At 63.1% G+C, this 23,724-nt stretch carries 19 protein-coding genes, 2 tRNA genes and 2 rRNA genes (1 of these 23 running past the window's edge); 9 read left to right on the top strand and 14 right to left on the bottom strand.

The window, feature by feature from the left end:
* The 7 genes from DOL89_RS20835 to DOL89_RS20865 form a co-directional block, all read right to left on the bottom strand.
* Positions 1 to 483 (bottom strand): 23S ribosomal RNA (locus DOL89_RS20835); it reaches 2,266 nt to the left of the window's first position.
* Positions 484 to 751: 268 nt separating this feature from the next.
* Positions 752 to 827: transfer RNA gene (locus DOL89_RS20840), tRNA-Ala, on the bottom strand.
* Positions 828 to 832: 5 nt separating this feature from the next.
* Positions 833 to 909, bottom strand: a tRNA-Ile gene (locus DOL89_RS20845).
* Positions 910 to 1,099: 190 nt separating this feature from the next.
* A 16S ribosomal RNA gene (locus DOL89_RS20850) occupies positions 1,100 to 2,584 on the bottom strand.
* Together the 16S and 23S rRNA genes with 2 tRNA genes alongside form the textbook arrangement of a ribosomal RNA operon.
* Before the next feature lie 809 nt (positions 2,585 to 3,393).
* The gene (locus DOL89_RS20855) at positions 3,394 to 4,461 is read right to left on the bottom strand and encodes a multicopper oxidase domain-containing protein (protein WP_119681249.1); all 1,068 of its coding nucleotides are present in this window, start codon (positions 4,459 to 4,461) and stop codon (positions 3,394 to 3,396) included.
* Between the two features lie 22 nt (positions 4,462 to 4,483).
* Positions 4,484 to 5,638, bottom strand: coding sequence for a cupredoxin domain-containing protein (locus tag DOL89_RS20860; RefSeq protein WP_119681250.1), 1,155 nt, complete (start codon positions 5,636 to 5,638; stop codon positions 4,484 to 4,486).
* A 96-nt stretch (positions 5,639 to 5,734) separates the two neighbouring features.
* Positions 5,735 to 6,736, bottom strand: coding sequence for a hypothetical protein (locus DOL89_RS20865; RefSeq protein WP_119681251.1), 1,002 nt, complete (start codon positions 6,734 to 6,736; stop codon positions 5,735 to 5,737).
* Between the two features lie 788 nt (positions 6,737 to 7,524).
* Between DOL89_RS20865 and DOL89_RS20870 the strand changes: the two genes are divergently transcribed.
* Complete coding sequence (locus DOL89_RS20870; protein WP_162937744.1) at positions 7,525 to 10,782, top strand: family 16 glycosylhydrolase; 3,258 nt, start codon at positions 7,525 to 7,527, stop codon at positions 10,780 to 10,782.
* 55 nt (positions 10,783 to 10,837) lie between these two features.
* On the opposite strand, the gene DOL89_RS20875 is transcribed toward DOL89_RS20870, so the two are convergent.
* From DOL89_RS20875 to DOL89_RS25115, 3 genes are read right to left on the bottom strand one after another with little or no spacing between them, the layout of a single operon-like run.
* Complete coding sequence (locus DOL89_RS20875; RefSeq protein WP_119681253.1) at positions 10,838 to 11,752, bottom strand: YsnF/AvaK domain-containing protein; 915 nt, start codon at positions 11,750 to 11,752, stop codon at positions 10,838 to 10,840.
* 4 nt (positions 11,753 to 11,756) lie between these two features.
* Positions 11,757 to 12,155: a YsnF/AvaK domain-containing protein gene (locus DOL89_RS20880; protein ID WP_119681254.1), complete on the bottom strand. Its 399-nt coding sequence runs from the start codon at positions 12,153 to 12,155 to the stop codon at positions 11,757 to 11,759.
* 13 nt (positions 12,156 to 12,168) lie between these two features.
* Positions 12,169 to 12,336, bottom strand: a complete 168-nt coding sequence (locus DOL89_RS25115; protein WP_162937745.1) for a hypothetical protein — start codon at positions 12,334 to 12,336, stop codon at positions 12,169 to 12,171.
* Between the two features lie 224 nt (positions 12,337 to 12,560).
* Here DOL89_RS25115 and DOL89_RS20885 point away from each other — a divergent pair, with 224 nt between their 5' ends.
* From DOL89_RS20885 to DOL89_RS20900, 4 genes are all read left to right on the top strand, one after another.
* Complete coding sequence (locus DOL89_RS20885) at positions 12,561 to 13,340, top strand: tellurite resistance TerB family protein (protein WP_119681255.1); 780 nt, start codon at positions 12,561 to 12,563, stop codon at positions 13,338 to 13,340.
* A 134-nt stretch (positions 13,341 to 13,474) separates the two neighbouring features.
* Entirely contained in the window at positions 13,475 to 14,242 is a 768-nt protein-coding gene (locus DOL89_RS20890) for a sulfite exporter TauE/SafE family protein (protein WP_119681394.1), read from the top strand.
* A gap of 59 nt (positions 14,243 to 14,301) precedes the next feature.
* The gene (locus DOL89_RS20895) at positions 14,302 to 14,769 is read left to right on the top strand and encodes an RNA polymerase sigma factor region1.1 domain-containing protein (RefSeq protein ID WP_162937746.1); all 468 of its coding nucleotides are present in this window, start codon (positions 14,302 to 14,304) and stop codon (positions 14,767 to 14,769) included.
* A gap of 91 nt (positions 14,770 to 14,860) precedes the next feature.
* The gene (locus DOL89_RS20900) at positions 14,861 to 15,613 is read left to right on the top strand and encodes a DUF3750 domain-containing protein (protein ID WP_119681257.1); all 753 of its coding nucleotides are present in this window, start codon (positions 14,861 to 14,863) and stop codon (positions 15,611 to 15,613) included.
* A 161-nt stretch (positions 15,614 to 15,774) separates the two neighbouring features.
* On the opposite strand, the gene DOL89_RS25120 is transcribed toward DOL89_RS20900, so the two are convergent.
* Both DOL89_RS25120 and DOL89_RS20910 read right to left on the bottom strand, forming a co-directional pair.
* Positions 15,775 to 16,815 (bottom strand): hypothetical protein, encoded by a 1,041-nt coding sequence (locus DOL89_RS25120; RefSeq protein ID WP_162937747.1) that lies wholly within the window; start codon positions 16,813 to 16,815, stop codon positions 15,775 to 15,777.
* 67 nt (positions 16,816 to 16,882) lie between these two features.
* Positions 16,883 to 17,212, bottom strand: coding sequence for a hypothetical protein (locus DOL89_RS20910; RefSeq protein ID WP_119681259.1), 330 nt, complete (start codon positions 17,210 to 17,212; stop codon positions 16,883 to 16,885).
* Between the two features lie 437 nt (positions 17,213 to 17,649).
* On the opposite strand from DOL89_RS20910, the gene DOL89_RS20915 reads away from it, so the two are divergent.
* Together DOL89_RS20915 and tehA are read left to right on the top strand one after the other, a co-directional pair.
* Entirely contained in the window at positions 17,650 to 18,570 is a 921-nt protein-coding gene (locus DOL89_RS20915; RefSeq protein WP_119681260.1) for a pirin family protein, read from the top strand.
* Positions 18,571 to 18,822: 252 nt separating this feature from the next.
* Entirely contained in the window at positions 18,823 to 19,830 is a 1,008-nt protein-coding gene (gene tehA, locus DOL89_RS20920; RefSeq protein ID WP_225890003.1) for a dicarboxylate transporter/tellurite-resistance protein TehA, read from the top strand.
* A gap of 84 nt (positions 19,831 to 19,914) precedes the next feature.
* Here tehA and DOL89_RS20925 read toward each other — a convergent pair whose 3' ends face one another.
* On the bottom strand, positions 19,915 to 20,697 hold the full coding sequence (locus DOL89_RS20925; protein ID WP_119681261.1) for a cysteine hydrolase: 783 nt from the start codon (positions 20,695 to 20,697) through the stop codon (positions 19,915 to 19,917).
* A gap of 160 nt (positions 20,698 to 20,857) precedes the next feature.
* Positions 20,858 to 21,640, bottom strand: a complete 783-nt coding sequence (locus DOL89_RS20930) for a sigma-70 family RNA polymerase sigma factor (protein ID WP_162937748.1) — start codon at positions 21,638 to 21,640, stop codon at positions 20,858 to 20,860.
* Between the two features lie 705 nt (positions 21,641 to 22,345).
* On the opposite strand from DOL89_RS20930, the gene DOL89_RS20935 reads away from it, so the two are divergent.
* Positions 22,346 to 23,107: an SDR family oxidoreductase gene (locus DOL89_RS20935; protein ID WP_119681263.1), complete on the top strand. Its 762-nt coding sequence runs from the start codon at positions 22,346 to 22,348 to the stop codon at positions 23,105 to 23,107.
* Positions 23,108 to 23,272: 165 nt separating this feature from the next.
* A complete protein-coding gene (locus DOL89_RS20940; RefSeq protein WP_119681264.1) occupies positions 23,273 to 23,719 on the top strand; it encodes a (2Fe-2S)-binding protein in 447 nt (148 codons plus the stop codon).
* Positions 23,720 to 23,724 lie beyond the last annotated feature (5 nt).

The raw sequence follows: 23,724 nt of genomic DNA on the forward strand, positions 1-23,724 counted from the left end.
ACTCCCCTCGTCGGGGTGCTTTTCACCTTTCCCTCACGGTACTGGTTCACTATCGGTCACTGAGGAGTACTTAGGCTTGGAGGGTGGTCCCCCCATGTTCAGACAGGATGTCTCGTGTCCCGCCCTACTCAAGGATCTTCTCCGGTTTACCCGTACGGGGCTATCACCCGCTCTGGCCCGACTTTCCAGACGGTTCCGGTTATGTAGAGAAGACCACTGGCCTGGTCCGCGTTCGCTCGCCACTACTAGCGGAGTCTCGGTTGATGTCCTTTCCTCCGGGTACTTAGATGTTTCAGTTCCCCGGGTTCGCCTCCCAAACCTATGGATTCAGCTTGGGATACCGCTTGCGCGGTGGGTTGCCCCATTCGGAAATCCACGGATCATAGCCTGCTCGCGGCTCCCCATGGCTTATCGCAGCGTGCAACGTCCTTCATCGCCTCTCAGTGCCAAGGCATCCACCAGATGCCCTTATTACGCTTGATCCTCTCATGATGCCCCACGCGCAGGGGAAACCCCACACGCAAGCGCACCTGAAAGTGCAGTTCCCTGGAGATCCAAACCGGCCTTCCCAGGCCAGCGGACCTCCCTCGGTCACACTTGCATTTACCTTCTTCACAATGTCCCAAGAACCGGAGGCCGGTGCCTCCAATGCCCAGGGCCGGCGCCATGCGCCATGCCCACGGGCAATCTGCTGTCTTCTCATCGGATCACAAGGGGGCCGGGCTCTCCCCGCCCCTCGACACCAAGAACCTGGTGGAGGCGGACGGGATCGAACCGACGACCTCATGCTTGCAAAGCACGCGCTCTCCCAACTGAGCTACGCCCCCGGGTATGGTGGGCCAGGCAAGATTTGAACTTGCGACCTCACGCTTATCAAGCGCGCGCTCTAACCAGCTGAGCTACTAGCCCGAAGCTTCCGAGCCCCTGGGTCGGAGGCTTCGGCCCCGGACCCCGATCCGGGGCCCAGAGCCACAAGCCCGACTGCCGGGGGCAGGTTGCTCATGATCCGTTGAGAAGGGATGCGCCGGCGGCGGCCCCTTACCTGGAAACCCAGGGCCTGAACATCTCAGGCGGGGCGGCGGATGAGCCGGTTCCTTAGAAAGGAGGTGATCCAGCCGCAGGTTCCCCTACGGCTACCTTGTTACGACTTCACCCCAGTCGCTGACCGTACCGTGGTCGGCTGCCTCCCTTACGGGTTAGCGCACCGGCTTCGGGTAAAGCCAACTCCCATGGTGTGACGGGCGGTGTGTACAAGGCCCGGGAACGTATTCACCGCGGCGTGCTGATCCGCGATTACTAGCGATTCCAACTTCATGCACCCGAGTTGCAGAGTGCAATCCGAACTGAGATGGCTTTTGGAGATTCGCTTCCCTTCGCAGGGTCGCTGCCCACTGTCACCACCATTGTAGCACGTGTGTAGCCCAGCCCGTAAGGGCCATGAGGACTTGACGTCATCCCCGCCTTCCTCCGCCTTGTCAGCGGCAGTTTCGCCAGAGTGCCCAACCAAATGATGGCAACTGACGATGAGGGTTGCGCTCGTTGCGGGACTTAACCCAACATCTCACGACACGAGCTGACGACAGCCATGCAGCACCTGTGTCCCGGCCTCCGAAGAGGAAAGCGCATCTCTGCGCCGGTCCAGGCATGTCAAGGGCTGGTAAGGTTCTGCGCGTTGCTTCGAATTAAACCACATGCTCCACCGCTTGTGCGGGCCCCCGTCAATTCCTTTGAGTTTCAACCTTGCGGCCGTACTCCCCAGGCGGTCGGCTTAATGCGTTAGCTGCGACACCGAAGCTCTAAGAGCCCCAACGTCTAGCCGACATCGTTTACGGCGTGGACTACCAGGGTATCTAATCCTGTTTGCTCCCCACGCTTTCGCGCCTCAGCGTCAGTATCCGTCCAGTGGGCCGCCTTCGCCACCGGTGTTCTTCCCAATATCTACGAATTTCACCTCTACACTGGGAATTCCACCCACCTCTCCGGAACTCAAGCACTCCAGTCTCAAATGCTGTTCCCAGGTTGAGCCCGGGGCTTTCACATCTGACTTGAAGCGCCGCCTACGCGCCCTTTACGCCCAGTAATTCCGAACAACGCTAGCCCCCTTCGTATTACCGCGGCTGCTGGCACGAAGTTAGCCGGGGCTTCTTCTCACGCTACCGTCATCATCGTCGCGTGCGAAAGAGCTTTACAACCCGAAGGCCTTCATCACTCACGCGGCATGGCTGGATCAGGGTTGCCCCCATTGTCCAATATTCCCCACTGCTGCCTCCCGTAGGAGTCTGGGCCGTGTCTCAGTCCCAGTGTGGCTGATCATCCTCTCAGACCAGCTACTGATCGTCGCCTTGGTGGGCCATTACCCCACCAACAAGCTAATCAGACGCGGGCCGCTCCCTTGGCGATAAATCTTTCCCCCACAGGGCTCATCCGGTATTAGCGTCCGTTTCCAGACGTTATCCCAGACCAAAGGGCACGTTCCCACGCGTTACTCACCCGTGCGCCACTAAGGCCGAAGCCTTCGTTCGACTTGCATGTGTTAGGCCTGCCGCCAGCGTTCGTTCTGAGCCAGGATCAAACTCTCAGGTTTGAAGCGGATATCAGCCAAAGCCGACATCCTCATCGACGGAGCACCTCAACCGGTGCAAATCCTACCCGAATTGTCTCCTGAAGCACCCGCCCCGATGTCTCCATCAGAACAGGTCAGAGCATTCTTGGCGTGATGCACAAGCTATAAGGCACTCCAAACACCAGCTCCCGCCGGCACCCAGAGACCGCCGCCTGCGCATCCCTTCTCAAAACCATATGCAGTTGTTCAAGACCCGCTGCGGCCCGAAAGCCGCCAACACCCCGCGCCGCCCGCCTCGCGGCTGGCCGGCAAACCTCGTCAGAGGCTGGGGCGAAACCTGTATCTGGCCCCCGTCCGAGCCTTGGTCAAGACCGCGTCGCCGCCGTCCCGTCCCGCTCGCCGGGGCCGCGGTATCTACTCCCGTCCGGGCCGCGGTGCAAGGCCTTTTTCCAAGGCCCGCTCCGCTTTCCCTCTCCGGGCCGGCCGCGCCGTCCATAAGGACGGGACCGTCTTCGACACCACGCCGCCGCCAGACCCAACCCGCAGCACCGCCTCTCGGCAGCGCCGCCCGGTCCGTCCCGCGGCGGAGCGGCTATGTAGGGGGTTACACCGCACCGGTCAATGGGTTTTTTCTGCACAAGGCGGAAATTAGCCTCAGGCCAGGCCTGATGCCAGCTGGACTCCGCCCGCCAAGCTGCCGCACGTGGAGAGGCGGCCCCTCCCCCACGGCAACAGGCGTTTCCCTCAGATCGAACACAGCCACTTAGTTCTCTAATTCGAGTGAATATCGAAGAAGGCGGCTGTCTGGAAATCGAGACTGCCGTTGTCCGTTACCTCGCCACATTGACCTTGGTGAGAACCTGTCCTCCGCTGTGCGGCTGGTTGGTCACCCAGTGCAGGAAATCCGCCCGCACCGTATAGGAGGTGCTCGGCGTCAGGTCGGCGCCGCGGACGATGATTCCGCGCCGTTGCGCCGTGGTGAGAATGATGGACTCCCCGGCCTCGATAACCTTCGGCTGGGAATAGTCGCCCTGCGCTGGATTCCATCGCAGTGGGCGTCCGTCTGCTTCCGCGATGTAGCACCGGAACGGAAAAGTCACCTTCAGCGTGCTGTAGGATGCATTCAACACTCGCAGCAGCACATTCTTGTTCCGGGCGACATGGATGGACGTAACGGCGTTGGTCATGGTCTGGTTATGCGGCACGCCGCTGCACAGGAAGTATTTCGGCTCGAACCGGTCCAGCCCCACATCCTCGCCGCAGATGCCGGCCGAGTGGTCGAGAGTGTGCCAGCGCGGATCGACATCGTCATAAACCCAGATCGCCTCGGCCGCATAGGCCAGGTCGCGCGGCTCCAGCGGAAACAGGTTATCCGCTCCACGATGGGCATAGAGCCTGCCGGGACCGTTGGGCGGATCGACGATCAGCATGCCGTACATGCCCATCTCGAAGTGCAGCACCGTGTTCTTGTGGCAGTGATAGAAGTAGGTGCCGGCCTGCGAGGCATACCATTGGTAGGTATAATCGCTTTTGACCTCGAAGGAGGTGTGGCCGACCCCGTCATTCATCGGCGTCGGCTCGATCCCGTGCCAGTGGATCGTGTGGGTGTTCTTCGCCGGCTTCAGCTCGCAATGAACCACGCTGCCCTGGTTCACCCGGATGATCTTGGATGGCCAGATCCGGTCGCCGCCGCTTTCGTTGGGGTCCTTGAACCCCCAGAACGGAAGCACTTTTCCGTCCGCCATCGTGACGCTGAAATCAGCGACCTGCCGGTGGAACCTCACGGTCGGCGTCAGCCTGTCGGGCGTGGAGGGGCTGGCCTCGTAAACGCGGCAGCCGAACTCGTCGAATGCGCCCGGATCCACCGGAGGGCGCGCAACAATGATCTCATCGGACATGATGCTTCTCCTCTTCTGGATGTCAGGCGCTCTCGATGACCCAGTCGCAGACGAGCCCCATGGGATAGGAGCCGCCGCCGGAGGTCTGGGAGATCTCGTTGTGGCAGTGCATCGGATAGGCGAGCGGGAACCGCTCCTGCGTCATCGGCCATTTCGCAGCCGGAATATCCGGCGGCTTGCGGAAGGGAAGCAGGTAGTCGCCGATGCTGCCCGGCGGCATGGTCCAGGTGTCGATCTCCATCACATTGGAGAGCGGAACGGAGGGCCCCTCCTTGGCATAGTTGGAAGCGACTTCGAAAACATGGTTGCCGTGGATGTGGGGGGAGTGCCAGGCAAGGCCGGCATTGGCGCAGCGAAGCAGCAACGGGTCGCCGATCACCCCGGTCGGCACGCAGTCGGGGTCGTGCACGGCATCGTAGCCGCTGTGGCCGTTCATGGTGAAATAGCGGGGCCGGAAGTCGTTCATGAAGTCCGAGGCGGAGAAATCCTCGCCCGCCCGTGCCCGGGCGCACCAGCGCTCATCCACCTGGTTGAAGACCCAGACCTTCTCGCGGGCCGCCCCGTGCCGCCAGCGCTTGCCGGGGAACGGGTTCTGCGCCAGCCGGCCGAACAGCGCGTCCACCGCGCTCCCGGGCGGCGCGTCCGCGGCCGCGTAGGGCATGGGCTTGCCGTTGCTGGTGGCGTTCTCCGCCCCGTCGACCACGATGATGCCGTGCAGGCCGAGAACCCGGTTCACCGGCGTCTTCTCCGGGTCCACATACATGAAGGTCCCGGATCGCGAGGCCGTCAGGGTGACCTCGCCCCGCTCCCCCGGCGGGATTAGCCCCATGGACGGACCCATGCCCAGGATCTGGAAATCATGGGCGCGGCTGCTGTTGTTGAGCACCCGGAAACGGACATTCAGGCCGGGTTTGATCCGGATCACCGGGCCCGGCACGGTCGGCTGCTCATCCTTCAGGGAAAAGGCGTACATGAACACCTGTTTCCCGTCGATCAACTCCAGCAGAACATCGTGAATCTCAAGGACAACTGTCCGGTCGTGGTCCGGTTCTTCACCGATCTCGTCATCGCTCGCCAGCGCGCCGGCGCCGAGCGAAGTCATCATTGCGCCACTGAAAAGACCCGTCTTGACGAAGGTGCGCCTCCTGACCGGGGTGGCGAGAATGGCTTGTTTCATCGACGTCTCCTTCTCCATGCCCGCGCGAGCGGAATCAGGGGAGAAGGGGCAGTTACAGGCCGCCCCTTCCACGGTTGGGCAGGGTGATGCCGCCCGTCAGCGCACATCCACGCTGGTGATCTTGGAATTGAAGCCGCCGTTGAGCTGCGCCCTGAGCTGTGTCGGGCAGCCGGTCGTCGGATTGCCTCTCCGGTCCCGGGGCGGCGCAATGCGGACGTCGAAATCGTAGAGACCGAACTGACCGACATCGGCCACGGACGTGATGGTGCCGTAATCCACGGCCGGAACGGCGGGCAGGCCCAGTTCAGCGTTCGCCGCCCGGCCCGGGGCGAAAATCCTGATGGTTTGGCCATTGGCCATATAGGTGCCGCCGCGCACCTCCAGCTCGATCTCATTGGCGGCGCGGACACGGCATTGCGCGCGCAGGATGCTCACCTGGGGATTGGCGGCGTTGGCGATCTCGCCGCCGGTCACCTCCATCAGGAAGGCATAGAAGGTGCCGTCCTTGTAATAGCCCTCTGCGGAGACGGCCGAGCCCAGCGGGATCGTTCCCGGCCTGATACGGAACCCGTAATCATTCATCAGCGGCAATCCGGGCAGCCGCTCATCGTAATAGGCTAGACCCGCGGGAATGGAAGGGCCTTCGGATACCGACGGCAGCAGGACGACTTTAGTGCCCTCGACCCTGAATTCGCCCCGCCCCGGCCGGTTTTGGGTAAGCGTCCCGAGCAGGACATTCTCCTGAACTTCAACCCAGACATCGTCGGCGATCACGGTGCCGTTGACGTGCTGTCCGATAATGACAGCGGAGCCATTCTCGAACCCGCCGAAACCTTTATTCCCGTTGATGTCCTCATCAGACGTCAGCAGGTTCAGCATGCCAGTGAGGTCGGCCGTGGGCGTCGTGATCGGCGTCGTCCTCTCAATGATGACCGTCGTGCCCACCACTTTCATGGTGGCCCGGATGCAAGCGCCGGCCTGCTCCTCGGCGCAAGCGAGATGCTCGACCGGCCCTTCAAGCTCCACCTCCTGGGCAAGCGCCGCCCCGGACAAGGTCAGGAGCACCGCCAGCAGGGGTGATGACCTGGAAATAAGCATGTCACGTCTCCTTCTTTCCCGTTTTGAGAATTCGCCCCTGTTGTCCTGGGCTGAATGAATCGTTCTCTCCGGCTACGACGCTTTCCAAAGCATAGCGCTCACTTCTGTAAGTAACCGCCATGTTAACTTCATGAAATGCACAGCCGAGCAGGCCATTCGAGGATCGTTCCTGGCCGTCCCGACCTAGAGCAGACGATCCCGCCTGCGATTATTTCTGCAATCCGGTGGTGTTAATCCATTTTGCCAGGGAATGCGGGTTGGGCTGTGATCATGAGCAACCCATGATGCATGTGGCGGTCAGGGGATGCTCGCGGCGGCAATGCCTTTCCCGGCCTGACGACCCTGAAGACCTTTGCGCGAAAACCGCCAGGGGTTGCGCCCGGTCAGAAGGCCTGTCGCCTTACTGCGGGGGCACATAACAGCAGAATCCGTGCTGATAGCGATCCCACCGTGAGCTGCATGTGCGTCACGATCAGCGGAACGAGCGCCGGATTCCGTCGCACCTGCACAATCCTTGCGCGCGCACCAACCCACTTGCCGGTGATCAAAGTCGGACAGGCGGAATTTAGGAAGCCGACAGGACCCTTTCCCGCCCCACCCTGCCTCTATATCACCCTCCTACTTACCCCATTTTTGCCCTTGATCCTTTTTGGTCACAGCCGATGCCCCAGGTTTGAACGCTGCGTTAAAGAGCGAAGCCGATTCTGTAATCCTTTCGATATGAGTAGGTGCCGACCAGCCACAACCACCCGGTGTGGGGTCTACACCACCGATACAGGATGGGCACGATGAGCGACCGGATCGACATGTCGAACTACACGTTGGTTTTTGGTGAAGAGTTCGACAGCTTGCGCCTGCTCGGCCAAAGCGATGGCTTCTGGAAGACTTCCGGATATTGGGATGAGCGGACGCTCTCGGGGAATGCCGAGCAGCAGTTCTATGTTGATCCGAGTTATAAGAACCTTGGCCTGAACCCGTTCAGTGTCGAGGATGGTGTCCTGACGATCCGGGCTGAAGAGGCGTCGAGCGAGATAAAGCCGCAGATCGGGAATATGAACTACACGTCGGGCATGATCACGTCCGAGCGGTCCTTTTCCATGCAGTACGGCTATTTTGAAATCCGAGCCCAGATGCCGGAGGGCAAAGGCCTTTGGCCCGCCTTCTGGCTGCTGACCGTGGATGGGGAATGGCCGCCGGAACTGGATGTGGTGGAGGTTCTCGGCCACGAACCGGACAAGCTCTACGGCACCTCCCACTATATCGGCGCCGATGGCAAGAAGGTCGAAGATTATGCTGTGCGAAGCAAGGGCCTGTTCGACAGCTCGGACGGGTTCCACACCTATGGCATGGATTGGCAAGAAGACAAGGTCGTCTGGTACTACGACGGCATCAAAGTCGGCGAGACAGCCAATCACATCTTCGATCAGGCCGTCTATATGATCGCCAATCTGGCCGTCGGCGGTTACTGGCCCGGAAGTCCCGATGCCTCGACCCAGTTCCCGGCCGAGATGAAGATCGACTATATCCGCGCTTACCAGAGGGCCGTTGACCATGCCGTGGTCGGCGTGCCCGACGACTGGGCCCCGATGGGCCTTGAGGCGTTCACCCCGCTGACCCGCGACGGCGCGAAAACCACCTGGTCGTGGAAATACAATCTGACGAGTACCGATACCAATGTCGCCTTGTCCGGCGACTGGGCGCGCTACGTCAACGGCAATGACAGCAACAACTTCCTTATCGGTTCTGATGCGCCTTACAACGAGATCCTGGGCGGCAAGGGCAATGACACATTGCTTGGCGGCAAGGGCACGGATGTCTTCATCATCCGCGACGGCGACGGCAACGATACCATCCTGGACCTGTCCAACAGTGTCGGGAACACCGACAAGATCCAACTGGAAGGCTTCCACTTCACCCATTTCGACGATGTGAAGCCCTGGCTGAGCCAGGTCGGATCGGACGTGATCCTGCGGCTGGACATCGACCAAGCCTTGCTGCTGAAGAACACGACCATCGACAAGCTCAGCCCGGAGATGTTCATCTTCGCCAAGTCGGTGGCGGCTCCGGCCAATGCCCCGATCATCTCCCAGCCGGCCCCCGCCCCTCAACCGGCACCCGATCCCGTGCCCGAGCCGGAAGCGCTGCCGGAGCCGGAGCCGTTACCCGAAGAGCCAGCCCCCGCGCCTGCCCCCGCCCCGTCGCCGTCCCAGCCACAGCCGGGAAGCGGTTCGACCCTGGCCCACATCGGCGTCGGCACGATTGAAGCGGAAAAGCTGACTTTGAGCGGAGGCTACAAGGCCGAGGCGAACAAGGAAGCGTCCAGCGGGGCACAGATCAAGGTCGTCGGCAGCGGTGACGCGTCCGGCACCTTCACTGGCGAGGCCGGCACCTACAAGATGACCCTCCGCTATATGGACGAGTTCGACGGCGTCTCCACCTGGACGGTCAAGGTCAATGGGCAGGCCGTGAATTCGTGGACTGGGACCGCCACCAGCAGCGATATGTTCCTGACCCGCAGCTTCGACATCGCGCTGAACACTGGAGATGTCATCACCATCTCCGGCGCCCAAGGCGGGTGGGAACATTCCCGGGTCGACTGGCTGAAGGTCGAGAAGGCCGCCGTTGCCACGCCTGCTCCGGCTCCGGCTCCGGCTCCAGCCCCCGCTCCGGTTCCTGCCCCGACCACGCCGCAGCCCGACACAGGCCCGACCATTGCGAAGATCGGAGTCGGCACGACGGAAGCCGAGAAGCTGACCTTGAGCGGCGGCTACAAGGCGGAAGCGAACAAGGAGGCATCCAGCGGCGCCCAGATCAAGGTGGTCGGAACCGGAGAAGCGTCCGGCTGCTTCAGCGGCGAAGCCGGCAAGTACAAGATGACGGTGCGCTATGTGGACGAGTTCGACGGCGTCGCTACCTGGACGGTGAAGGTCAACGGCACTGCCGTCACCTCCTGGACCGGCACCGGCGCGGGAACAGCCGATGTCTTCGCAGACCGCAGTTTCGAGCTGGACCTCAAGGCCGGCGACAAGATCACCATCGTCGGCGCGCAGGGGGATTGGGAGCATGCCCGGGTCGACTGGCTGAAGGTCGAGAAGGTGGCTGCCCCTGCTCCTGCTCCTGCTCCTGCTCCTGTCCCTGCGCCGACGCCGGTTGGTCCGGGCATCGGCATCGGCATTACCGAGGCCGAGAAGCTGAGCCTGAGCGGCGGCTACAAGGTGGAGACGGAGAGCAAGGCTTCTGGAGGGTCACAGATCAAGGTCGTCGGCAGCGGCGAGGCTTCAGGCAGCTTCACCGGCGAGGCTGGCAAGTACAAGATGAGCATCGGCTATGTCGACGAGTTCGACGGCGTTTCCAGCTTCGCGGTGAAGGTCAACGGACAGGTCGTCAACTCCTGGACCGGAAGCAGCGCCGACGGCGTCGACCGCACCGAAATCCGCAGCTTTGAGCTGGATCTGAAGCCCGGCGACAAGATCACCATTGCCGGCGCCCAGGGCGAGTGGGAGCATGCCCGGGTCGACTGGCTGAAGCTGGAAAAGCAGATCGTGATCGATGGCCCGACCATCGGCGTCGGCCTCACCCAGGCGGACACTCTCAGCCTCAAGGGATACGTGAAGGAGCAGCACAGCGCCGCCGACGATGGAACGCTGATCATGGTCCGGGGCAGCGGAACGGCTCTGGGCACCTTCAACGGCACGGACGGCCATTACAATTTGGATGTCGGCTATCTGAACGAGAACGACGGGGCGGCGAACTGGCAGGTGCTGGTCAATGGCCAATCGGTAGGGTCATGGAAGGGGATCGGCGGCAATGGCGGCATCGAGACCCGTAGCTTCGAGCTGGATCTGAAGTTCGGGGACAAGATCACGCTCGCCGGCACCCAGGATGTCGGGGAATATGCGCGCATCGACTGGCTGAAGCTTACGGGCGCTCCGACGATGGCCGTCACGGAGGCATCCCCCCTCGTCCAGGACCCGTATGCCTCTACCCACCAGCTCCACCTTATAGGCGTTTCCTCCGCCGGTCCGATGGAAATGGTCAGCTACTGACGCGCGGAAGGGGACGGCGATCCGCGGATCGCCGTCCCCCTTTTCTATTGCTGGATCAGCGATCGGTGCGGCGGCCGGTGGTGCCGCGATTGTCGTCGACCTCGACCTCGGTGTGGCGAACACTGTCGGAAACAGTCTGTGCCCGTTCCTCGACATCCTTGCGGATAACAAGCTCCTCCTTCACGCGGGCCTGCTTGCTCACCACAGCCTCCTCATCCGTCTCCGTCACCTCCACGGTGCGCTCGCGGAAGGCATCGGCCGGAATGTCGGCGGAGGCGCCGGTGACCGCGCGACGTTCCACCGTGATGGTTTCGTCACGCAGTCGCACCTGCTCCTCGATCGGCGTCTCGACAATATAGCTGCGCACGCGAACGCTGCCCTGTTCGACGGCGCGCTTGCCGACCGAGACATCCTCTTCGACGATGGGGATGTGCTCCTCATTGCCCGTGGCGGTGCCGGCCGAGGTGCGGTCCGTATCGCGCAGGGACGCCGCCGCCCGGCTCAGGCCGGAGCCGTAACGGCTGCGCTCTTCCGTGGCGCGGGTGGCGTCATACTCTTCCGAGCTGGCGTCATAGCCGGACCAGCCGCTCTCCCGATAGGACCGCAGCCGGTCGTCGATATCCACCGGACCATGGCGCTGAACGATCTCGATCGCCGTGTCGCAATGGTTGCTGCTGACATGGCCGACCAGCAGCACCCCGCCGCGGCGCAGTCCCTCGGCATAGGCTTCCGCATCGGCCTGGGGAACGCCCAGGCGGGTCAGCGTGCCGACGCGCTTGCCCGGGCTGTCATAGTCGTGCCCGAAGCTGCTGAACACGCCGCGGTCATTCCCGAAGTCGGCGGCGGACTGGGCATGCGCCCCGCCCATCACCTGGAAGGACCGCCGGAGCCCTGCGGAATCGAGTTCGCTCAGGACCTGGTTCGCCGTGGTCACGTCGTCGTAAAGCGCAACAATGGTCTTGTCGCTCATGGGGTCACTCCTCGCTTGGTTGGTCGCTGCGCTCCAGCATCCCGTCGCGGGTCACGCTGGCCTCTTCGGTGCGCAGAGTTGCCGAAATCTGTTCGGTGCGGCGGCTGACCCGCCGCGTGATGTGGACTTCTTCTTTGAGGATCAGCCGCTTGGTGACGACCAGCTCCTCCTCGAGCACAGGCACGATCAGGACATCGCCGTCCTGGCGGACCTCGGGGGCAGTTTCGACCACCCGGCCCACGGGAACCCGGACGATGTCGACCGTCGTGCTGTCCAGTTCCTGCTCGACGGTCTGCTCCCGGGCATGCACATGGGTCTCGACGCGGACAGTCGAGGTTTCCACGGCCTTCTTCCCGACGGAGAGTACTTCCTCGTGCAGGGGAATAGTCCGACGGGAGTCCATGCGTTTGCTCCCGTCAGAATACGAGCAGGGCGACGATGACGGCCAGGATGATGAGACCGATGACCCACCACAGGGTCTTGCTGCCGCCCGTCTCCGTCCGCTCGACCTTCACATCCGTTTTCGGGGCCGTACTGGTGCCGTCGGTGTCATAGACACCCACCTTCCTCGGCTGATCCGCCATGTCGGGCGCTCCTTCTAAGCAATTGAAGGCCCAGCAACAGGAATAGCAAGCGCCTGTTACTGTGACTTTACTGAGATTTGGTAGTATGAGCATCAGCGTCCGGTTGAACATTACATGACGCTTATATGAAGCTGCCTCTGCTGTCGGCGTCATCCGCCACATGGGACTGAAACGGCCCTGAGGCTGCCCTGTTGGAATTGCTCCAAACAGCAGAGGAAACGATCATGGCGGATCTGACAGGTATCCTGGGCACCATGCTGGCCACCGGAATGGCGGGTCGAAGCCGCCGCGGGCAGGCCTTCTCGGCGTCCCCCTTCGGGATGGGCGGAGCCGGCGGCATGAGAATGGGCGGCGGCGCCATGGGCATGCAGGGCGGCGGCATGGATTTCAAGAAGGTGGCCGGGCTCGGCGCCCTGGGTTATCTGGCCTACAAGGCCTATCAGGATCGGCAGCAGAACAACCCCGGTCAGGGCGGCAGCGGTGCAGCCGGTTCCGGCGGCGGTCTCCTGGGCGGCATCTTCGGCGGGGGCTCGTCCGGGGCTACCAGCCAGCCGGGCGGCGCAGCCGGCGGAAGCGGCTCCCTGGGGGAGCGGTTGTCGGGCATGCTCCGCCCGCAGCAGCCGGACGCGCCCGATGCGTCCGCCATGCCTGACGTCCAGATGGAGGATCAGAAGGCCCTGCTGCTGATCCGCGCCATGATCGCCGCCGCGAATGCCGATGGCGAGATCACCCAGGAGGAGCGGCAGCGCATCGTCTCCAAGCTGGACGAAGCCGGCGCCGGGCCGGATGAACGCCGGGTCGTGGAGCATGAGCTGCGCAACCCGATCTCCACCGATGCCCTTGTCCGCGCCGCGCGGGAGGAGGACATGGCCGAGCAGGTTTATCTGGCCTCGGCCCTGTCCATGAATCCCGACAGCGATGCGGAGCGGTCTTACCTGCAGTACCTCGCGGCGCGCCTGAACCTGTCGCCGCAGCAGGTGCAGGCGCTACAGCAGGTCGCCTGACGCAATAGGCGGAGCCGCGCCCGCCCGACACGGGACCTGCGGCTCTTCCGGGATCGGGGCGGCCAAACAGCCGCCTCGGCACCGCCTCCGGATCGCCATTGCGCAGCAGGGCGCCGGTATGCTGTATGCCGCCGATGCTTACCGATCCGTACTTCTACGCGGCGGCCATCCCCGCGGTCATCATCCTCGGGCTCGCCAAGGGCGGCTTCGCCGGCATCGGCATTCTGGCGCTGCCCTTGATGGCGCTGGTGGCGCCGCCGGTCCAGGCGGCCTCGGTCCTTCTGCCGATCCTCATCGTCCAGGACGTCGTCAGCGTATGGGCGTTCCGTCGGAGTTGGGATGGAAGCCTGCTCGCACTTCTACTGCCCAGTGCCGCGGGGGGAATCGCCGCCGGCTTCGCTCTGGCGGCCTATGTCTCTTCCGCCGGGATTGAGCTTGCGGTCGGCGCGACCTCGATCGCCTTCGCCCTCCAGCGGCTCTGGAAGGAGCGTGGAGCGACCGTTGTTCCGCCTGCGGCTGCTGCCCCCTGGACCGGCGTCTTCTGGGGCGGTCTGGCGGGCTTCACCAGCCAGATCGCGCATGCCGGCGGTCCGCCCTTCCAGATCTATGTGCTGCCGAAACGGCTGCCCCGCGACACCTTCATCGGAACGAGCGCCATCTTCTTCGCCGTGGTGAACTGGCTGAAGGTGCCGGCCTACGTGGCGCTGGGACAATTGACGGAGCAGAACCTGACGACCTCGGCGGTGCTGGTTCCGATTGCGATCGCATCCACCTGGGCCGGCGTGGTGCTGGTGCGCCGCTTCCCGGCGGAGCGGTTCTATACGGTTATCTATGTGCTGCTGGTCTTCGTCGGCGCGAAGCTGGCATGGGATGGTATCTCCGGCTTTGCCGGAGCATCGTAAGCCGGGGCCGGGTTCCGGTTCCGGCCGTTGTCTCTCCTAGGAACCGATGGGGAGCGGGCATGCTGTACAACAAGGAGTTGGACGCGCTGATCGCGAAGGGGCGGCAGACCGGGAGCCTGAGCCTGGAGCAGCTCGCAGCTCGGCTACCGGTGGAGCAGATGGACATGCTCGCCCTGGCCCGGATCATCGAGCATCTGGAGGCGGCGGGAGTCGAGGTCGATATCGACCCGGACCTGTCCCGGCCCCGGCGCGATGCCCCACCGCCGCAGCCTGTCGCCGACCTTCTACCCGATACAGCCCCGCCGCCGCCTCCGCCGGAAAGGCGGCCCGATGCCGCCGAAGACGGGCCGGCTCCGCAGGGTTACAGCACCGCACCGCCGACGCAGGACAGGACAGACGGATCGGTGCGGACCGGCTCCTCCCGCACATGGCTGCTGTGGCTCGCCGCCGCGCTTCTGCTCGTGCTGTTGGCTGCTATCTTCTGGACAGGTGATGCTGCCGCCATGCCTCACTGGCTGGTAAGGTAAGCATCCGGACCAATGTTCAGGGCATCCGCCGGCCGCGCGGCAAACGCCAGCGGCCGGATTGCCGGAGCCATTTCTTCCAGCGGCGGGGTTCATGCGGGTTCTAAGACGTCTGCTGTTCAGCATCGTTCTACTGCTGCTGTTCCTCATCTCCGGTCCGACATGGATGATCGCGACCGGTCAGGCAGCCTTGGAAGCGGACCACCGCACCGCAAGCTGGGACAGAAGCAATCTGGCTCCGCCGCCGGAGGAAACGCCGGAAGCCGTGGTCCAGGTCTATGCGGCGCGAGCGTTCGAATGGCGCGGCGCATTCTCCGTCCATAGCTGGATCGCGGCAAAACCGAAGGGCGCCCACTCCTATACGCGATATGAGGTGATCGGTTTCCGGCTCTGGTCGACAGGGTCGGCCGTTGCAGTGGGGAACAGCCGACCGCCGGACGCCCAGTGGTTCGGCGCGGACCCGGAACTGATCTTCGAAGCCAGGGGCGAGAGGGCGCAGCAGATCATCGACCAGCTTGATCCGGCGGTGGCCCGCTATCCCTATCCCGACCGGTACGAAGCCTGGCCCGGCCCCAACAGCAACACCTTCATCGCCTGGATGATGGCCGAGGTCGAAGGCCTGGATGCGGTTCTGCCCTCCAACGCCGTCGGCAAGGGATGGCATGACGGATGGTGGCGTTCTGAAAAGGTCCGGACGGCTACCGGCGACGGCTGGATCGCCTCAGGCCCCTTCGGCCTTGTGGGGCTGACCACGCTTCCAGGCCGCTTCGAGGTCAGCATCCTCGGCATGTCATTCGGATACTCAGCCGGCGGCATTATCCTGCCGGGCATCGGCGTTCTTCGCTGACAGCACTTGGACACTGCTGCAACCCGCATTCATTCGGGCGGCAAAACCGTGAGCTACAGTCGGTACGATGCATCAGGGGTATCTAGCGAACAGAATGGGGCTGCCTCATGGCAGCCCCATGCCATTGGTCAATGTTGTTTCCTGGCCGGCGGCAAAGCAAATTAGTCGATGCGGAGATCCACATCAGCAGTCGCCGTTGCGTCAGTGACTGGCGTCCCGCTGTTCAACAGCGTCGCGGTGACCTTCGTCGGGCAGCCCCGGCGACCAGTCGGCGTCCCCTTGAAAGAGTAGCTGTACAGATAATACATTGCGTTCTCGCCATCAATCGTCAGGGCCGCACTGGGTGGCGTAGTTCCAGTCGCAGTGCTGTACCAAACGCCACCTTCAGCAGAAGTCAGCCGCACCCGGTGGGTATTGCCGAGCCCATTTTCAGCTGCTCCATGCGCAGCGCCGCTAACGGACAGTTCAATATTAGTATTTGAACGTTGTCGGCATTGAACTCTCAGAACGCTGACTTCTTTCTTGGTAGCGTTGGCCAATTTACCCGCATCGACTTCAATAAGAAAAGCCCTCATGACGCCGTCATCATCCATGTATCCCTCAACGGACGTCAGTGCACCGATAGGCAGATCTTCTTCGACCTTGAAACCATACTCATTTTGTATCGGGAGGCCGGGGTATCGGGAATCATATTCGTATTTGTCAGATTCATCCTTGCCAAGTGGAATCACCGGCATGTTCCCCACATACAAATTCGCCTTTGGGTTTTCGCTTGGCGCGTGAGTTACACCACCCAACAAAACATTCTCATGATAATCTGTGAAGAACGTTTCAGCGGTTATCTTTGCTGACTCGTCGGCAGAATAGGTTTGCGTTCCCGTCACGATCGCCGTGCCTCCAAGGAAGCCGACGGGACCTCCTGAGGGATACTGAGTTGCTTTAATACCAGGCAAGTTATCGCTGATGGCGAAAAAAACTGATGCCGGCATTGAGGCCGTAGGAGTCTGCACCGGAAGGTTACTTGGCACGAAAACAGTCGAGCCCATGACCTTCACATTGTATCCGCCATCCACTTTGTTTATACTGACCATCTCCCCCTCAAGCTCAACAGTTACTGGCGGAATCAACTGTTGAGCAGACGATGCTGAGGCAAGCAAAAGTACCACTGCGGCCGGAAGCAGAGAGGTGAGCTTCTTAGACATCTACTTTCTCCATTCTGGATTCTAGACATTGCTTGTGTCAGGAGAGCAAGCAATCGTTCTGCTGGATCTATTTTGACGATAGCCGGAGCGTGACAGTGTCCGGACATGCCGACGGCGAGACTGCACGGTCGATAGTGCGGCCGGTCCGGGCCTGAAGGACCCGCTTGTTCTTCAGCTTGACCCTGTCGGCCTTCCGAAGGCGTGGCGGCAGTTCCGCCCGCTTCTTGAGTTGACCCGGCGCCTGGGCGGAAGCGCCCGGCGCCAGTGTGGCGCAGCCGCGGTATTCCTTCGGCGCGGCGGATCGTTGGGTCGTCTCGTAACGCTGGGTCTGTGCCGCGGCGGGCACGGCCCAGCTTACGGCAAGACATGCCAGGATCATCAAAGTGGCCTGTCTCATCCTGAGCTCCTTCCAGGCGGTTTCGCGGATGTGAGTGGCTGGTCCGCTGCTACATGGACGAGGAATCTGGCCGATTACTTTTGAAGCGCGCAGGGGCTAGCTATTCTGTGCCGGGCAGAGCACCGGCTTTGACTATTCCCGTCCCAGAAGCATGAGCTTCTGAAGAAAAGGATTCGCCTTTTCCCTGGCATGCGCGCTGTAATTTCGTGGATTTATTATGGGCCGCCGGAGCCTCGGAAATCTCACCGCGACAGTTCCGGGAGAGCCGAAGGGAAGCCGGAGCTGCCCCGTTTCCATTTTCTCCTTCTGCGCATAGAGTGGCTGACGCCGGTGGCGGCGGATCATCGACTTGTCTGCCAAGGATGCCGCCTCTGCGGCAGGTCCCTGGACAGGTCCAGGAAGCCGTTCGCCTCTCCCTTCCAGCAGGAGTTCGCGCCATGACGCTAAGGTCCACCGACATCTCGGGTGTCGATCTCGTCATTCTTCCGCCGGTCCGTGACCTTGGTGACGGCTTTTCGGTACGCCGCGCCCTTCCTTCCGCCCATCGCCGCATGGTCGGACCCTTCATCTTCTTCGACCAGATGGGTCCTGCCGTCTTTTCCGACGGCGACGGGCTGGACGTGCGGCCGCATCCGCATATCGGTCTGGCCACAGTGACCTATCTGCTGGAGGGGGAAATATTCCATCGGGACAGCGTCGGCAGCATCCAGCCGATCCGGCCCGGCGAGGTCAACTGGATGACCGCGGGCTCCGGCATCGTCCATTCCGAGCGAACCGGTCCCGATGCCCGTGCGAATGGCGGGCCGCTATTCGGGTTGCAGACCTGGGTCGCCCTGCCGACCGCGCATGAAGAGACAGCGCCGGCTTTCGCCCACCATAAGGCTGCGGAGATTCCCTTTACCGAAGCCGACGGAGTGCGGCTGACGCTGATCGCGGGCACACTGGACGGGCTCCGCTCGCCCGTGCGGACCTTCTCCGACATGGTCTATGCCGATATCATTCTGGCCGACGAGGCCCGGTACCAGGTGCGTCCGGAACATGTCGAGCGCGCCGTCTATGTTGTCGAAGGAAATGTGGAAGTGGCAGGCCAGGCCGGCGGGTTTACGACCGGCGAGCTCGTCATCCTGAAGCCGGAGGCCGAGATCGTGCTGAAGGCAAAGGGCGGCGCGCGGATCATGCTCGTGGGCGGAGAGCCATTTCCCGAGAAGCGTCACATCTACTGGAACTTCGTCTCAAGCTCCCTCGAACGGATCGAGCAGGCGAAGCGCGACTGGCGTGATCGGAATTTCCCGCCGGTGCCGGAGGAGGACGAGTTCATTCCGCTGCCGGAGGAACCCAAACCGGTCCGCTATCCCTGACCGCACGCGGCCGGCGGCGCCGTTCCGCATAAAGATAATCAGACCTTGGTATGGTCATGACATCCCGAGTCTATATGACAGGCAACCTCAGGATGGTTGAGGGCGACTGCGGGAGCCTTGACACTTCAGGAAGTCAGCGCCGCGTTCCAACGGCTCCGCGCGTCGGACGGCATGACGCAACACCAGCGTTCCCGAGTTGCCGGATCGCGCGGCGACCGGAGCGTCGCCCGTCCCACTCCAAGATCAGAGCGCATGGCCATGCAATTGTCGTTTCCATCCATCCCTGCCCCGTTCTTCGGCATGGTCCTCGGTCTTGGCGGATTGAGCAGCGGCTGGCGCTTGGCGACCCGCGTCTGGGGCGCCCCGGCGCTGATCGCGGAAATCCTGGCCATCGCCGCCGGACTGATCTGGGGGTTGTGGATACTGTTCTTTGCCTGGAAGTGGGTGGATGACCGGGAGTCCGCGCTGACCGAGTTCCGGCATCCGATCCAGTCCTTCTTCATTGTCCTGGCCCCTGTCGCGACCATGGTTGCCGGCATCGCCCTGGCCCCGGATCTGCCGCGGCTGGCGCTGGTCATGATCCTGGCCGGCGGCGCCGGGCAGTTGGCCTTCAGCGCCTGGGCGACGGGAAGCCTCTGGCGCGGCAATCGGGACATGGAGAGCATAACGCCCGCTCTCTACCTGCCGACGGTTGGCGGCAGCTTCGTTGCCGCGAATGCCTGCGGGATGTACGGCTATCCCGATGCAGGCCTGCTCTATTTCGGAGCCGGGTTCCTGTCCTGGATCGTGCTGGAATCCGTAATCCTGCAGCGGCTTCTGACGCATTCCCTGCCCGTGGCATTGCGCGCCACCATGGGCGTCCATCTAGCCCCGCCTGCCGTTGGCTGCGTCGCTTATCTGGGCGTGACGCAGGGGGCGCCGGACCACCTCGCCCAGTTCCTCTTTGGCTATGCCATGTTGCAGGCCCTGGCGCTGATGCGGATCATTCCATGGCTGCGCGAGCAGGTCTTTTCACCCGCGGCCTGGGCCTACACCTTCGGCGTGTCCGCCCTGCCGGCTGCCGCCCTGCGCTTTGTCGAGCGCGGTCAGTCGGGCCCCATTTCGCACCTCGCTCTTCCCATTTTCGTCGCCGCCAATCTGATCATCGGCTGGATCGCCGTGCGTACATTGATCCTTGCCGTCAACGGCAAGCTGCTGCCCGGGAGGGCCGCCCCGCCCCAGGCCGCGCCGGCATCGGAACTGGCCCTCGGGTCGGATTGATCGGCTTCGGGCTTCCAAACGGGAGACCGGCTGGCGTTCTGGACGCCAGCCGGTCACGATCACCTCCGCCGGCCGGAGCGTCCGTTACTCCGCCGCCAAATCCGTCCTGCCCCGGGCCGCGCCGGTGAGCCGTGCAACCGCGGTATTCGTCGTCCAGAGCGCATTTGCCAGCCAGCGGAAGTTGGTCAGCGCCGCGAGATAGCCGTCCCCTTCCGGAACCTTGCTGGCCGCGGTGGCGTCCCGTACCACCGCGACTTCGAACCCGTGCTCGACGAAGTCGCGCAAATGGGATTCGACGCAGAAATTGGCCGCCATGCCGGCCAGGATGACTTGATCGACCTTCTTCTTGCGGAGCTGGAAGAGCACGTCGTTGGTCTGTGGTCCGGCGATCTTATGGGGCGAGCAGACAATGGTCCGGCCGTCCTGGATCAGATCCTTGTATTCCGGCATCCAGTCCGCGCCCGAATTGGCGAAGCCCTCCAGCGACAGGGGATCGCGCCGGTCGAACATCCGAAGCTTGTGCATCAGGGCCTCGCCTGGAGCGGCAAAGTCCCAGTCATGGTCGTGGGGATAGTAGTAGTGCGGGGATATCACCACCGGTATCTCCACCTGCTTCGCAGCCTGGAAGAGCCGCAGCAGGTTCGCCACCGTATTATGCTCGGTTATGCTCTCGCCGAATGCTCCCCAGCTTGCGCCGGCCGGGCTCAGGAAGTCGATCTGCGGATCGGTGACCACCAGGGCCGTTCGGGACAGATCGAGCGTCATGTCGAGCTGCGGCAGCACCGGATTCGCGGGATCGGCATAGGGATCGGTCCTGACCAGCAGCTGACCGGGATGATCGGTGGAAGCGTCGGAAGGCTTTGACATCGGAGCTCCTCTTGAGTGACTGGGCCCGCCGCGCGGGCGGGGCAGCAGGGGGGAATGGGCGTGCCTCGTGGGCACCGGTGTGGCGGCGGTTTCCCCAAGACGGGGTGCGCGCAGGGCCTATCGGGCCTGCTTCTGGCGGGACCGCGTGCGGCCCCAGGCGTCATGCTTCGACGTGTTCGGGCTGCATCATCTTGCGCAACTTCGCCAATGCCGCGGTTTCGATCTGCCGCACGCGCTCCCCGGAAATGCCGAGCTCCCGCCCGATCTCCGCCAAGCGCTTGGGCTGTTCGGTCAGATGGCGGGCCGCAATGATGCGGTGCTCACGGGGGTTCAGCGCGGCAAGCGCTGCCCACAGTCCCGTCTCCTCCCGCCGCTCCTGCCGTCGGCGAACCAGCATTTCTTCCGGGCTCTCACCCTCGTCGGCCAGCAGGTCCGCCATGGTGCCGGAGCCCTCTTCGGAAAGCGGCGCGTGGATTGACATGTCCCTGGGCAGCAGGATCTGCGCCTCGACGGCACTGCCGGCCTGGAAGAATGCACGCAGATGTCGGGCGGACATGCTTGGCCGGACGATGGAGGAGTTTCTGTAAACGGCATCCCTGACGGCCGACTTGACCCACCACGCCGCATAGGTGGCGAAGCGGGCCCCGGCATCGGGTCGGTACCGTTCAATGGCCCGCGACAGGCCGAGCACACCCTCCTGGACGAGATCCTCGTAGCCATGCCGCTGCCGGCGATAACGCGCCGCGATGGCGATCACCAGCCTCAGGTGGGAAACCAGCAGCGCGTCAAGGGCGCGCTTGTCCCTGCCCTTCTGCCAGCGGGCGATCAGGGCCTCCTCTTCCGCCTGGGTAAGCAGTGGCGCGACCTCAGCACTGACCGTGAGACGAAGGCCGGTGCGGCCGGTCGGCCGGATATTGTCGTCAGGTCCGGAAGCGGGCCGCATGGCATCCATCTCCATTGTCGGGAGAGAAGACCGGGCTGATGGAAACCGTGATTCCCACCAGCCCGCAAGGATATCCCCAGGATTGCGGAGAAGCGGCCCTGGGGAGGGCGGGCCTTCGTCCTGGAGAGGTGGGTGCCGGGCGTGGGGCGGGGAGCCGCCCCCCAGCTGCGTGATAAGGGACGATAACCATACCCGGCAGGACGGAAACCTAATCACCGGCGCCGCGCCGTACTTGTCCCGGAATGCTGTTTTGGGACGTCCCTGCAGGAAATTCCGGTAGATCGCCGCGGCGGCCATTGCCGCCTGCGGAGTTGCCCGGCAGCGCCAAGACAGGGCGGTGGGCTGACTAATCGGCGCCCTGCGCAACAAAGCGCACTTGTGACGGAAGGTGCAGCCTTTACCTCAAGTCCGCCCGGTGGAGAGAGCAGACGGTTCGTACGGACCGGACGTGTCGCAGCCGATGAGCCGCAAGGCGCGGCATCCCTGCCGGGCCATCGTGGCGGCGACCAAGTCGGCGGGTCCGCGCCGCTCCTCCAGAGCCGGCAAGGTTCCCCGCCAGGGGCATGTCTTAAAATGACGCATATACGTCATTTCCGCCATTCGACCGCGCGCTTATGAATCGACCATCGCGCTTCGCTCTGGAAGCCGAACCCTATCGGGGCCGGCGACCAAAGCCTTCGAACAACTTTGAAACCGGGGCAGAAAATGCAACTCACAGGCAATACAATCCTCATCACCGGCGGCGGTTCAGGAATCGGGCGCGGCCTTGCAGAGGCTTTCCATCGTCTCGGCAACAAGGTCATCATTGCGGGACGCCGCCGCAGCCATCTGGAAGCGGTCGCAACGGCCAATCCGGGAATTGAACTCCTTGAACTCGACATCACCGATCCGCACAGCATTGCCCAGGCCGCTGCTGCGCTGATCCGGGACTACCCGTCCCTGAACGTTCTCATCAACAATGCCGGAATCATGCCTTTCGACGATGCCGGCGGCGTGATGGACGACGCGCAGGCGCAGAAACTCGTCGCGACGAACCTTCTCGGTCCGATCCGCCTCACCTCCGCCCTGATCGAGCACCTGAAAAGGCAGGAGCGCGCGACCATCATTCACAACACGTCGGTGCTGGCCTACCTGCCGCTCGCCAATACTGCGCTTTATTCCGCGACCAAGGCGGCGCTGCATTCCTATGCCATGTCGCAGCGCTTCATGCTCCGCAACACGTCGGTATCCGTGCAGGAGATCGCGCCGCCCTGGGTCGACACGGATCTGATCCATAAGAGCGGCGATCCGCGCGCCATGCCGCTGGACGACTTTATCAGCGAGACCATGCGGGCCCTGGCGACCGACGCCGAGGAGGTGCTGGTGGAACGGGTCATACCGCTCCGCGATAACCCGGGGGCCGGAGAGCATGCCCTCTTCAAGCTCTTCAACGAATCCGTCGTCGAGAACCCGATCCCGGTGGCTTGAGGCAGACACAGGCACGGCCGGATGAGACGTCCCGATACCGGCCAGGATAAGGCGACCTATGCCAAGGCATAGGTCGCATCAACCTGCATATGGTCCTGCCCTGCCGCCGATAATGGCAGGCTTCCACTTGGACCAGGCATCCTGATTTCCGAAAAAGGGGGCACCATGCTCGAACTCAAAGTGAATGGCGAGGTTCGGCGCGTATCCGTGGAGGAGGACACGCCATTGCTGTGGGTCCTGCGGGACACGTTGGGCATGACCGGAACCAAGTATGGCTGCGGCATTGCCCAGTGCGGCGCCTGCACGGTGCTGGTCGATGGCGTTGCCACGCGGTCCTGCCAGATGCCCGTGGATAGTGTCGTGGGCGCGGAGATCACCACCATTGAGGCGGTCGAGCAGGACGATGTCGGCCGCAAGGTGGTCGATGCCTGGGTTTCCAACCAGGTGCCCCAGTGCGGGTACTGCCAGTCCGGTCAGGTCATGGCCGCCACCGCCCTGCTGAAGGAAAACCCGACGCCCACGGATGCGGACATCCAGTCCGCCATGACCAACCTGTGCCGGTGCGGCACCTACAACAAGATCGCTGCCGCCGTCCGGCTGGCCGCCGGCTGAGGAGG

It is taken from the genome of Indioceanicola profundi (assembly GCF_003568845.1).
GTDB lineage: Bacteria > Pseudomonadota > Alphaproteobacteria > Azospirillales > Azospirillaceae > Indioceanicola > Indioceanicola profundi.

Excerpts from the sequence above, each read along its gene's own strand:
- DOL89_RS20855 (WP_119681249.1), bottom strand. The coding sequence starts at position 4,461 with ATGTCCGATGAGATCATTGTTGCGCGCCCTCCGGTGGATCCGGGCGCA.
- DOL89_RS20860 (WP_119681250.1), bottom strand. The coding sequence starts at position 5,638 with ATGAAACAAGCCATTCTCGCCACCCCGGTCAGGAGGCGCACCTTCGTC.
- DOL89_RS20865 (WP_119681251.1), bottom strand. The coding sequence starts at position 6,736 with ATGCTTATTTCCAGGTCATCACCCCTGCTGGCGGTGCTCCTGACCTTG.
- DOL89_RS20870 (WP_162937744.1), top strand. The coding sequence starts at position 7,525 with ATGAGCGACCGGATCGACATGTCGAACTACACGTTGGTTTTTGGTGAA.
- DOL89_RS20875 (WP_119681253.1), bottom strand. The coding sequence starts at position 11,752 with ATGAGCGACAAGACCATTGTTGCGCTTTACGACGACGTGACCACGGCG.
- DOL89_RS20880 (WP_119681254.1), bottom strand. The coding sequence starts at position 12,155 with ATGGACTCCCGTCGGACTATTCCCCTGCACGAGGAAGTACTCTCCGTC.
- DOL89_RS25115 (WP_162937745.1), bottom strand. The coding sequence starts at position 12,336 with ATGGCGGATCAGCCGAGGAAGGTGGGTGTCTATGACACCGACGGCACC.
- DOL89_RS20885 (WP_119681255.1), top strand. The coding sequence starts at position 12,561 with ATGGCGGATCTGACAGGTATCCTGGGCACCATGCTGGCCACCGGAATG.
- DOL89_RS20890 (WP_119681394.1), top strand. The coding sequence starts at position 13,475 with ATGCTTACCGATCCGTACTTCTACGCGGCGGCCATCCCCGCGGTCATC.
- DOL89_RS20895 (WP_162937746.1), top strand. The coding sequence starts at position 14,302 with ATGCTGTACAACAAGGAGTTGGACGCGCTGATCGCGAAGGGGCGGCAG.
- DOL89_RS20900 (WP_119681257.1), top strand. The coding sequence starts at position 14,861 with ATGCGGGTTCTAAGACGTCTGCTGTTCAGCATCGTTCTACTGCTGCTG.
- DOL89_RS25120 (WP_162937747.1), bottom strand. The coding sequence starts at position 16,815 with ATGTCTAAGAAGCTCACCTCTCTGCTTCCGGCCGCAGTGGTACTTTTG.
- DOL89_RS20910 (WP_119681259.1), bottom strand. The coding sequence starts at position 17,212 with ATGAGACAGGCCACTTTGATGATCCTGGCATGTCTTGCCGTAAGCTGG.
- DOL89_RS20915 (WP_119681260.1), top strand. The coding sequence starts at position 17,650 with ATGACGCTAAGGTCCACCGACATCTCGGGTGTCGATCTCGTCATTCTT.
- tehA (WP_225890003.1), top strand. The coding sequence starts at position 18,823 with ATGGCCATGCAATTGTCGTTTCCATCCATCCCTGCCCCGTTCTTCGGC.
- DOL89_RS20925 (WP_119681261.1), bottom strand. The coding sequence starts at position 20,697 with ATGTCAAAGCCTTCCGACGCTTCCACCGATCATCCCGGTCAGCTGCTG.
- DOL89_RS20930 (WP_162937748.1), bottom strand. The coding sequence starts at position 21,640 with ATGCGGCCCGCTTCCGGACCTGACGACAATATCCGGCCGACCGGCCGC.
- DOL89_RS20935 (WP_119681263.1), top strand. The coding sequence starts at position 22,346 with ATGCAACTCACAGGCAATACAATCCTCATCACCGGCGGCGGTTCAGGA.
- DOL89_RS20940 (WP_119681264.1), top strand. The coding sequence starts at position 23,273 with ATGCTCGAACTCAAAGTGAATGGCGAGGTTCGGCGCGTATCCGTGGAG.